This is a genomic window from Streptomyces sp. NRRL S-1022 (assembly GCF_000720135.1).
Taxonomy (GTDB): Bacteria; Actinomycetota; Actinomycetes; order Streptomycetales; family Streptomycetaceae; genus Streptomyces.
Window position 1 is genome coordinate 69,237 of sequence record NZ_JOIU01000043.1, and the last position, 9,550, is coordinate 78,786.

At 74.8% G+C, this 9,550-nt stretch carries 9 protein-coding genes and 1 pseudogene; 3 read left to right on the forward strand and 7 right to left on the reverse strand.

Annotated features, from left to right (window positions below; genetic code table 11):
• Window positions 1-175 precede the first annotated feature (175 nt).
• From IG05_RS0139035 to IG05_RS0139045, 3 genes are read right to left on the reverse strand one after another with little or no spacing between them, the layout of a single operon-like run.
• Window positions 176-589 (reverse strand): arsenate reductase ArsC, encoded by a 414-nt coding sequence (locus IG05_RS0139035; protein ID WP_030348863.1) that lies wholly within the window; start codon window positions 587-589, stop codon window positions 176-178.
• Window positions 582-1,679: an ACR3 family arsenite efflux transporter gene (gene arsB / locus IG05_RS0139040; protein WP_037815626.1), complete on the reverse strand. Its 1,098-nt coding sequence runs from the start codon at window positions 1,677-1,679 to the stop codon at window positions 582-584. Before arsB ends, IG05_RS0139035 begins: the two co-directional genes overlap by 8 nt.
• Window positions 1,676-2,083 carry an ArsR/SmtB family transcription factor gene (locus IG05_RS0139045; RefSeq protein ID WP_030348865.1) on the reverse strand — a complete coding sequence of 136 codons (408 nt, stop codon included), beginning with the start codon at window positions 2,081-2,083 and terminating at the stop codon, window positions 1,676-1,678. The genes arsB and IG05_RS0139045 overlap by 4 nt, the downstream gene beginning before the upstream one ends.
• Before the next feature lie 78 nt (window positions 2,084-2,161).
• Here IG05_RS0139045 and IG05_RS0139050 point away from each other — a divergent pair, with 78 nt between their 5' ends.
• Window positions 2,162-2,632, forward strand: a complete 471-nt coding sequence (locus IG05_RS0139050) for an ArsI/CadI family heavy metal resistance metalloenzyme (protein ID WP_030348866.1) — start codon at window positions 2,162-2,164, stop codon at window positions 2,630-2,632.
• A 150-nt stretch (window positions 2,633-2,782) separates the two neighbouring features.
• Window positions 2,783-3,268 (forward strand): hypothetical protein, encoded by a 486-nt coding sequence (locus IG05_RS0139055; RefSeq protein WP_234336233.1) that lies wholly within the window; start codon window positions 2,783-2,785, stop codon window positions 3,266-3,268.
• 2 nt (window positions 3,269-3,270) lie between these two features.
• Here IG05_RS0139055 and IG05_RS0139060 read toward each other — a convergent pair whose 3' ends face one another.
• The 4 genes and pseudogenes from IG05_RS0139060 to IG05_RS0139075 all read right to left on the reverse strand — a co-directional run bounded on the left by IG05_RS0139060 (window position 3,271) and on the right by IG05_RS0139075 (window position 8,206).
• A complete protein-coding gene (locus tag IG05_RS0139060) occupies window positions 3,271-5,190 on the reverse strand; it encodes a copper resistance CopC/CopD family protein (protein ID WP_420707654.1) in 1,920 nt (639 codons plus the stop codon).
• Window positions 5,191-5,296: 106 nt separating this feature from the next.
• Window positions 5,297-5,476: pseudogene (locus IG05_RS0139065) on the reverse strand (cupin domain-containing protein); the annotation flags it as partial.
• Complete coding sequence (locus IG05_RS0139070) at window positions 5,476-6,045, reverse strand: GNAT family N-acetyltransferase (RefSeq protein ID WP_030348869.1); 570 nt, start codon at window positions 6,043-6,045, stop codon at window positions 5,476-5,478. The gene IG05_RS0139070 and the pseudogene IG05_RS0139065, both read right to left, overlap by 1 nt.
• Window positions 6,038-8,206, reverse strand: coding sequence for a penicillin acylase family protein (locus tag IG05_RS0139075; RefSeq protein ID WP_078894832.1), 2,169 nt, complete (start codon window positions 8,204-8,206; stop codon window positions 6,038-6,040). The genes IG05_RS0139070 and IG05_RS0139075 overlap by 8 nt, the downstream gene beginning before the upstream one ends.
• Window positions 8,207-8,283: 77 nt before the next feature.
• Here IG05_RS0139075 and IG05_RS0139080 point away from each other — a divergent pair, with 77 nt between their 5' ends.
• A complete protein-coding gene (locus IG05_RS0139080; RefSeq protein WP_030348871.1) occupies window positions 8,284-9,006 on the forward strand; it encodes a siderophore-interacting protein in 723 nt (240 codons plus the stop codon).
• Window positions 9,007-9,550: the final 544 nt, after the last annotated feature.

The following is a 9,550-nucleotide window of genomic DNA, read 5'->3' on the forward strand; positions in this document are numbered from 1 at the left end:
CCTTCGGCGTTCTCCGTTCTCCGTCCCGGTTTCCGTCTCAGTCCGGTTTTTCTTCGGGACCGGGCGGCACCCGAAGCGCGTCTCCGGCCTGCCGAGCGACTTTCCGGAGGGTGACTCCCGTCACACGCGGGGAGCGGGCGCGCGTCCGTGCCGCCCCTGCCGGACGTGCCCGGGGTCAGTTCGCCGGGGCGATCTCGTCGACAAGGCCGCGGATGCGCTTCTCGATGTCGTCGCGGATCGGGCGAACCGCTTCGACGCCCTGCCCGGCCGGGTCGGGGAGCCGCCAGTCGAGGTAGCGCTTGCCGGGGAAGACGGGGCAGGTGTCGCCGCAGCCCATCGTGACGACGACGTCGGACGCCTGGACCGCCTCCACCGTGAGCACCTTGGGCACCTCGGCCGCGATGTCGATGCCCACCTCCGCCATGGCTTCCACGACGGCCGGGTTCACGGTGTCGGCGGGGGCGGAGCCGGCGGAGCGGACCTGGACGCGGTCGCCCGCGAGGTGGGTGAGGAAGGCGGCGGCCATCTGGGAGCGTCCGGCGTTGTGGACGCAGACGAAGAGCACGGACGGCGTGGCGGTGTCAGGCATGGGTGGCTTCCTCCTGGGGCGCCGGGACGGCGGGGGCGGTGAAGTAGCGGCGGGCGTACAAGGCGACGTACACCAGGCCGATGAGGACGGGCACTTCGATGAGGGGGCCGACGACACCGGCGAGGGCCTGGCCGGAGGTGGCTCCGAAGGTGGCGATGGCGACGGCGATGGCCAGTTCGAAGTTGTTCCCCGCGGCGGTGAAGGCCAGCGTCGTGGCCCGCGCGTGGTCGAGGCCGACCGCTCGGCCCAGGGCCATGGATCCGGCCCACATGACGGCGAAGTACACCAGCAGCGGCAGGGCGATGCGGGCGACGTCGAGGGGCCGTGCGGTGATGGCGTCGCCCTGCAGGGCGAAGAGGACGACGATCGTGAAGAGCAGCCCGTACAGGGCGAAGGGGCCGATGCGCGGGATGAGCCTGGCTTCGTACCAGGTCCGGCCCTTCGCCTTCTCGCCGATGCGGCGGGTGAGGTAGCCGGCCGCGAGCGGGACGCCGAGGAAGATGAGCACGCTGCGGGCGATCTCCCACACGGACACGTCCAGCCCGGTCTGCTCCAGGCCGAGCCGGCCGGGCAGGACGGAGAGGTAGAACCAGCCCAGCGCCGAGAACGCGATCACCTGGAAGACGGAGTTCAGGGCGACCAGGACGGCCGCGGCTTCGCGGTGGCCGCAGGCGAGGTCGTTCCAGATGATCACCATGGCGATGCAGCGGGCCAGGCCCACGATGATCAGGCCGGTGCGGTAGGCGGGCAGGTCGGGCAGGAACAGCCACGCCAGGGCGAACATGAGCGCCGGACCGACCACCCAGTTGAGCAGCAGGGACGGCAGCAGCAGGCGGCGGTCGCGGGTGACGGTGTCGAGGCGGTCGTAACGCACCTTGGCGAGCACCGGGTACATCATCACCAGCAGGCCCAGGGCGATCGGCAGGGACACTCCGGTCACGGTCACCTCGGCCAGCGCGTCCCCCAGGCCGGGGACCAGGCGGCCCAATCCGAGGCCCAGGGCCATGGCCGCGAGGATCCAGACGGCCAGGTAGCGGTCGACGAAGGACAGGCGTCCGGCCACCTTCCCCTCGGGTGCGGCGGTGCTCACGAGGCGGCTCCGGCCCGCGTCGTGCGCCCGGGCAGCGGCTCACCGGCCGGACGGGTCAGGATGCCGGCGAGCCGGTCGGTCATCTCCGGGACGAGCCGGTAGTAGACCCAGGTGCCGCGCCGCTCGGAGTCGATCAGGCCCGCCTGGCGCAGCAGCTTCAGGTGGTGCGAGATCGTCGGCTGGGACAGGTCGAAGGCCGGGGTCAGGTCACAGACGCAGACCTCGCCGCCCGCCCGGGAGGCGATCATCGACAGCAGGCGCAGCCGCACGGGATCGCCCAGCGCCTTGAACACCTTCGCCAGCTCCACGGCCTGGTCCTCGTCCAGGGGAGCGGTCAGCAGCCCAGGGCAGCACGCTCCGGCGTTATCGCTCTGGCCGAGCAACACCAGCTCTTGATTCGACATGCTTCTATGTTGACAGTCTTCGATGCAGCGCGCAATCTTGCATCGACAGACATCAATGCAACCGGATGGGAGCCCGTCATGTCTCGCGCTCAGCTCGCCCTGCGTGTCAGTGACCTGGAAGCGTCGATCACCTTCTACTCGAAGCTGTTCGGCACCGAACCGGCCAAGCGGCGCGAGGGCTACGCGAACTTCGCCCTCACCGAGCCCCCGCTCAAGCTCGTGCTGATCGAGGGCGGGCCCGGCGAGGAGACCCGCCTGGACCACCTCGGCGTCGAGGTCGAGTCCACCGAACAGGTCGACGCCGCCACCACCCGGCTCAAGGACGCCGGCCTGGCCACCTTCGAGGAGAACGACACGTCCTGCTGCTACGCGCTCCAGGACAAGGTGTGGGTCCACGGGCCCGGCAAGGAGCCGTGGGAGGTGTACGTCGTGAAGGCCGACGCCGGCACTCTCGGCACGGGCACCGGCCCCAGCGCCACCGGCGACGGATGCTGCACCGGCCGGGCCACCGAGGAGGCCCCGGCAGCGGCCGGATGCGCCTGCGGCTAGCGATCCGGCCGACCCGGCTCACCAGGACCCCGGTCCCGCAGGCCCCCCGGGACCTGGGCTCCAGCGGCTCCCCGAAGGCCACCGGATGCGACTTACGGGACCTGAGTGCACCGTGGTGACAGAGGGAATTCCGCGCTGGAGGTGAGAGTCATGAGGCGCTCGTTAACCACTGTGGCTGTTGCGGCGCTGCTGCTGGTTCCCCTCGCCTCGGTGGACGGCGTGGCGACCGCGGCCGGGCAGGTGCAGGGACCGGCGTCCGCCCCGGCGTCCCCGTGCACGCTCCGTGACGCGGTCCCGCCGGGCGGCGGGACCGGCATCGGCGGTGTGCCGCAGCGGTACCGTTTCGCGAACACCCCGTACGCCGGTGCCCGCTTCGACGGCTGCGCCGACACCCTCAAGGTGTACTTCGGCGGCTACTCCAGCCCCCGCTACGCCTACTACGAGATCCGCTACACGTACCCGTCCCAGCTCGGCTGGTTCACCTGGAAGATGACCATGGGCGAACACCGGGTCGCGACGGTGGGCGGGCCCGCGCGCGGTGACTGGAACTTCAAGGTCAGGGCGTGCGCCCACTCGATCGACGAGGGGCCCAGCTGCACCGGCTGGTCGCCGCAGCTGTTCCTGCACGCCGTCTGAAGTCAGCGCGTCACCCGCACCGGCGCCGACACCGTCACCTGGTCCAGGTCGGACACCCGGATCGTGGCCTTCACCGTCCATGTGCCGGGCAGGGGCAGGGTGAACGAGGGTGCGGACCAGTAGCCGCCGAGGTCGGTGACCTTGGTGTCCAGGGGGCCGACCCGCTGGGCGGGGAGCGTGAGGGTGAGACGGAGCTCGGGGACAGCGGAGAGGCCGCCGTCGGGGCCGAAGATCACGGCCTGCACGGAGTTGGTGCCGACGCGGCCGGGGTCCAGGGTGATCTGGATCCTGCCCCGGCCGCCGGCGGCCCCGATGTCGAAGGGGATCGTGGTGACGGAGGCCGTCGGGATGCCCGCCACCGGCGCGGGGGCCGCCTGGGCCGACTCCGTCGCCGCGCGGCCGGGAACAGTGCCGGTCAGGAGGGTGGTCAGGGCCAGGACCAGCAGGCCGGCCGTCGCCTCCAGCAGGACCGAGCGGCGCAGCAGGGCCAGGGCGGGGGCGGGGTTCACGGGCGGTGCCGGGGGGAGCTCGGGCAGCGGGGGGCCGGTGGCCGGTTCGGGGACCCGGGCGGGGGCGGCCGCGGCGGCCCGGACCAGGCGGGCGGTCCAGGTGCGGGAGCAGGCCGCCGCCAGGAGCAGGGCCGTGACCGCGGCCAGCTTGGCCAGCAGGGTACGGCCGTACGCCGTGTCCGTCAGCGCCTGCCAGGAGCCCAGACCCCGCCAGGACTGGTAGACGCCGGTCACGACCAGGGCCGTCACCGAGGCGAACGCCAGGCGGGAGAAGCGGGCCGGGACCGAGGCGGGCAGACCGGCCGGCTCCGGGGAGTGCCGCAGGGTCCACAGGAGGGCGGCCAGACCGCCCAGCCAGGCCCCCATGGCCAGCAGGTGCAGGGTGGACGAGACGATCGCGACCGGGACCTGGATGCCCGCCGACGCGTGGTCGGACGCCGACCAGGTCAGGGACAGCGCCGTGGCGAGGACGGCGGCCGCGGCGAGGACGGCCCGGCGCGGGAGCCGCGCGCGGTGCCTGCGCAGGACCGCCGCGGCCACCGCCGCCAGGAGCAGCAGCGCCAGGCGGAGCAGGAGCAGCCGGCCGGGGCGGGTCGTCGCCGTGTGGGTGAGGGCGGAGAGGGAGAAGCCGGCCGTCGGGGCGGCGGCCTCCTCGTAGGGCGTCCGCAGGAGGTACAGGGCGGCGCTGGAGACCAGGAGGGCGGCCGCGGCGGCCAGGACGGGGGTGCGCAGGTGGTCGGTGGCCGGCGGGCGGCAGTACGCCACGAACGCGGCCGTGCCCAGGAGCAGGGCCAGGGAGAGGTAGGCGAGGTAGCGCGCGATGGTGTGCAGCGCCGTGGTCGCCCGGTTCTCCGCTCGGTCAGTGGGAAGGGCCGCCGGTGCCGCCGTACGTTTCCCGACCGAGAAGGTGAGGGCGCCGGACACCGGGTGGCTGTCGGCCGACACCACCCGCCAGGCGACCGTGTACGTGCCGGTGGCGAGGCGCGCGGGGAGGCTGACGCGGGCCGTGTCGGAGCGGTCCGGGGCGTGCTCGGCGGGGCCGGTGCGGATGCGGTGGTTGCCGGGGTCGTAGATCCGGAAGGAGTCGGCCAGCAGGCCGACGGACTCGGTGAAGGTGAGGGTGACGTGGCGGGGGGCGGTGCGCAGGACGGATCCGTCGCCGGGGTCCGTGGAGCGCAGGACGGCGTGGGCGGAGGCGGGGGCCGCGGTGCCGAGGAGCAGGCCGAACAGGAGGACGGGCAGGAAGAGAAGAGGGCGGAGACGGGGCTGGAGAAGGGGGTGACGGTGGGCGGGGCGGAGGCGCGGGCGGGTGCGGGGTGCGGGCCTCGGCCCGCGCGGTCCCCGCTGCGCCTGCCGTCGTCCCGGTCGCCGGTCTCCCTCGCGCAGCACCGTCGTCAGCCTCCGTCCCCACACGCGCCCGTGCCTCCGTACCGGCACACGCGCACCCGTGCCCACTGCCTCCGTACAGGTACGCGGCAAACCGCCGGTGTGCTCAAGGCGGTCCGGCCGGCCGACGGGGTCACGGGCGGCACAGGTCCGTGATCCGGGCGGCCTCGGCCGGGTGACGCGCCGTGAGATCGGCCGCGTTGCCGTGGTCGTAGTCGCCGTAGGTGAACCCCGGCGCCATGGTGCAGCCGAAGAACGTCCACGAGCCGCCCGCGGCCACCCGCGCGCCCGTCCAGGTGCGGGCCGGGACGGTCAGCGGTCGAGGAAGGCCAGTTGCGCGTGCTTCTCCGGGAGGTACACGTCGGGCAGGTCGACCTCGGGCAGGACGACGACGGAGCCGCGGCGGAAGCCCTGGCGTTCGAAGCGGGCGATCGCCTTGGCGTTGCGCACGTCCGGGTCGATCACGATCCGGTGGCGGTCCAGGACCAGCAGCGCGTACGTCGTGATGGCCGTCAGCAGGGCCGAGGTCCAGCCGGGGCGCGGGCCGTCGGGGCCGGCGGGGGCGAGCAGGAGGTGGACGCCGAGGTCGCCGGGGCGGACGTCGTAGCACTCGCCGACCCGGTCCGCGGAGGGCTCGTACGTCTGGAGGAGGGCGGCCGGTTCGCCGTCCTTGGTGACGAGGTGGGCGTGGTGGGTGCCGAGGGTGGCCATGTGGGCGTAGATCTCGGCGACCTGGGCGCGGGTGAGGCCGTTCATGCCCCAGAACGCGGCGCGTTCGTCGCTCACCCAGGCGTGGACCAGCTCCGCGTCGCCCTCCGGGTCCAGAGGGCGGATGCGGACGGTGCCGTAACCGTCGAGGTGCTGGACGTGCAGGTCAGTCATCGGATTCCTCGGTGGGTTCGGTGGTGGCCGGAGGCGACGCGTCCGACGGTGCTACCGGTTCGGTCGGTTCGGGGGTGAGCCGGGTCCAGTCGGTGACCACCGGGGCCAGTTCGCCCTCCAGCCACAGGGGGAGCTGGTCGCGGTGGTGGCAGGCGCCGGGTACGCCGTCGGCGCCGAAGGGGACCACCCAGCGGCTGTTGTCCCGGTCGGCGAGGTCCCAGACGTAGCGGGCGGCCGGGCCGCGGCCGGCACGGTCGGTGAGGCCCGGCACGGCGGAGGTGCAGAGCACGCAGTCGTGGTCGCCGGCCAGGCCGGGCTCGTCCGCCGCGGTGTACGGCCCGGCCGGCAGCGCCCGCCAGGGGGCCAGGCGGTGGGTGGCGGACCAGGGGACGGCGGTCGGGGCGGCGGCGGCCTCCTCCAGGGCGGTGCGGACGGCTGCCGCGCGGTCGATGCCGTACAAGTCCTCGGCAGCCAGCAGGTGTTCGAGGGCGTGGCCGATGCGCGGGACGAGGGCCAGCCACGGCAGGAGCACGTCCGGGTAGGCCGGGGGTGCGGTGAGCGGGGCGAAGACCGGGTGGGCGGCGAGCCGGCGTACGACCGCTCCGCGCACCGCCGCGTACGCCGCCGCGTCGGTGCTGTCCGCGTCCATCCGGCGGTCCCAGGCGAGCAGGCGGTCACGCAGGGCCGCGGCGGCGGGAGTCAGGCCGGTGAGCGCGGCGAGGTGGTCCAGGAGGGGGCCGGCGGAGCCGAGGTGGGTGTCGGTGTGGATCGCCGGCATGCCGTCGGCGGTCCAGGCGCGGCCCGCGTCGAGCAGGGCCCGGATGCGGGCGGCGCGGTGGGGCGGGGCGAACTCGACGCCGAGGGGGGTGGCGAGGCCGCGGGCGTTGGCCATCACCGCGATGCCGTCCTCGGTGGCCGGGCGGGCGTACGGCGTCTCGTGCGTGCCGTGCCACGCGTGGCCGGGTTCCCAGGCGGGCACCGGGTGGAGGCGGTTGGCCTCGGCGCGGACGGGGACGCGGCCGGCGACGCGGTGCAGGGTGCCTCCGGCGGTGTCGGCGGCCTGGACGACGTTGACGGGCTCCGTCCAGGCGTCCAGGGCGCGGTCGATGTCGGCGACGGTGCGGGAACGGAGGAGGGGGAGGAGGGCGCTGAAGCCGAGGTCCTCCGTGACGCGGGGCGGATAGCGCAGGGCCAGCGCCCCGGCTCCGTCCGGGTGGCTCTCGTCGCCGGTGTCCAGGCCCTCCGGGCCACCCGCGATCACCGGGCCCCGGGGTGTCTCCAGCAGCTCGATCCCGACGGGGGGCCGGCCTGCGACGCGGACCGTCTCGGTGTGGCGGGCGGCTCGCTGCCAGGTGCCGTCCGGGGAGAGGGCCTCGACGCCCGCGCCGGTGCGGCGCAGGCGCTCGCGGTAGAGGTCCTGGTAGTCGGCCATGGCGTTGGTGATGGCCCAGGCGGCCGTGCCGGTGTGGCCGAAGTGGGCGATGCCGGGGACGCCGGGCACGGCCAGGCCGACGACGTCGAACTCCGGGCAGGCCAGGCGGATCTGCTGGTAGACCCCGGGGTCCTCGATGAAGCGGTGGGGGTCGCCGGCGATGAGGGCGTGACCGGTGGCGGTGCGGTCGCCGGTGACCAGCCAGCCGTTGCTGCCCGCCGTACCGGGGCCGTCCGTGGCGAACAGGCCGACGGCGTCGGGGCCGAGGTGCCGTACCGCCTGCTCGCGCCAGAGCTTGGCGGGGAAGCCGGCGAACAGGATGTGCGTGGCGAGCCAGACACCGAGCGGCGTCCAGGGCTCCCAGCGGCCGGCGGCCAGGCCGGTGCGGGCGAACTCGGGTGCGCGGCGGGCACCGGCGGGCAGGCCCTCGTTGACGCCGTCGACGTACGCCCGCACCCAGTCGGCCGTCTCGGGGTCCCGGCGTTCCAGCGCGGCGAAGCAGCGGCGGGCGGTGTCCGCCAGCCGGGCCCGGCGGGCGAAGACGTCCCAGGAGAGGGCCCCGGTGCCGAGGAAGGACGCGGAGGTGCCCTGGGCGCGGTGTCGCTCGACCTCCAGCTGCCAGGCCCGGTCGTGGGCGGTGACCCGGCCCTGGGCCCGGGCGAGTGCGCGGGGGCTGGACGCGCGCAGGTGGGGGATGCCCCAGGCGTCGCGGTACGTCTCGGTGGCCACCCGGGAAACCCCCTGTTCTTTAGGTTAGCCTTGCCTAAGTTTTTACGGTGGAATCGTACGCGAACCGTGGAGGGGTCATGGGGCAGGGACGGGGCTGGGAGGGCGCGGTGCTGAAACTGCTGCGCGCCAGGGACTTCGTGCTGACGGTGCTCGACGCGCAGGACGTGACCCCGCGGTACCGGCGGCTCCGGATGAGCGACGGCGGACTGCTCGCCGCGGCCGGCGTCCACCCCACCATGTGGGTACGGCTGTGGTTCTCCGCCGACGGCCGGCCGCACCAGCGCGCCTACACCCTGGTCGACCCCGACCCGGCCACCGGCACGTTCGCCCTGGAGTTCGCGCTGCACGCGGGTACGGCCTCCGACTGGGCGCGGTCCGCGCGACCCGGCGACACCGTCGAGGCGACCGTCCAGGGCACCGGGTTCCAGCACCCCGACCCCGCGCCCTCGCACCTCGCCGTCATCGGCGACCCGGCCTCGCTGCCCGCGATCAACTCGCTGCTCGGCGCCCTCGCCTCGGCGCCGGCGACCGTCTGGTTCGAGGGCGAACCCGCGGGGCTGCCCCGCCGGACCGGGGCCGGCCGGCCCGAGTTCCGGGCGGTGCCGCGCCGGGACGCGGGCGCCCACCTGGTGGAACGCGTCCGCGCCGAACTGCCCGCCGTCCTCGCCGACACCCCGCACCCGTACGTCTGGATCGCCTGCGACACGACCACCACCCGCACCCTCGCCACCCACGTCCGCAAAGACCTGGGCCTCCCGAAACACCGGGTGCAGGCGCTGGGGTACTGGCGGGCGGGATGACGGGGGCGATGGGGTGAGCGGGCGGCGCGAGGGGGCCGCGGGCGAAGCGGGCCCGGGCGCCCGCGCGGATGGGGCGGACCGGCCGGGCTCGGCGGGCGGAGTGACGGGGGCGGCGGGGTGACCGGGCCGGTGGGGTGAGCGGGCCGGCGGGGTGAGCGGGCCAGTGGGATGAGCGGGCCAGTGGGATGAGCGGGCCGGATGGAGTGACGCAGGCGGCGGAGGGGCCGGGCGCGTCGGTCGGGCGGGTTAGGCGGACCGAGCAGAGCCGGTGGGCTCGGTGGGCGGGTTGGGCGCGCCGGTCGGGCGGACCAGGCGGGCCTAGCAGAGCCGGTGGGCTCGGTGGGCGGGTTGGGCGCGTCGGTCGGGCGGGTTAGGCGGACCGAGCAGAGCCGGTGGGCTCGGTGGGCGGGTTGGGCGCGTCGGTCGGGCAGGCCAGGCGGACCGAGCAGAGCCGGTGGGCTCGGCGGGCGGGTTGGGCGCGTCGGTCGGGCAGGCCAGGCGGACCGAGCAGAGCCGGTGGGCTCGGCGGGCGGGTTGGGCGCGT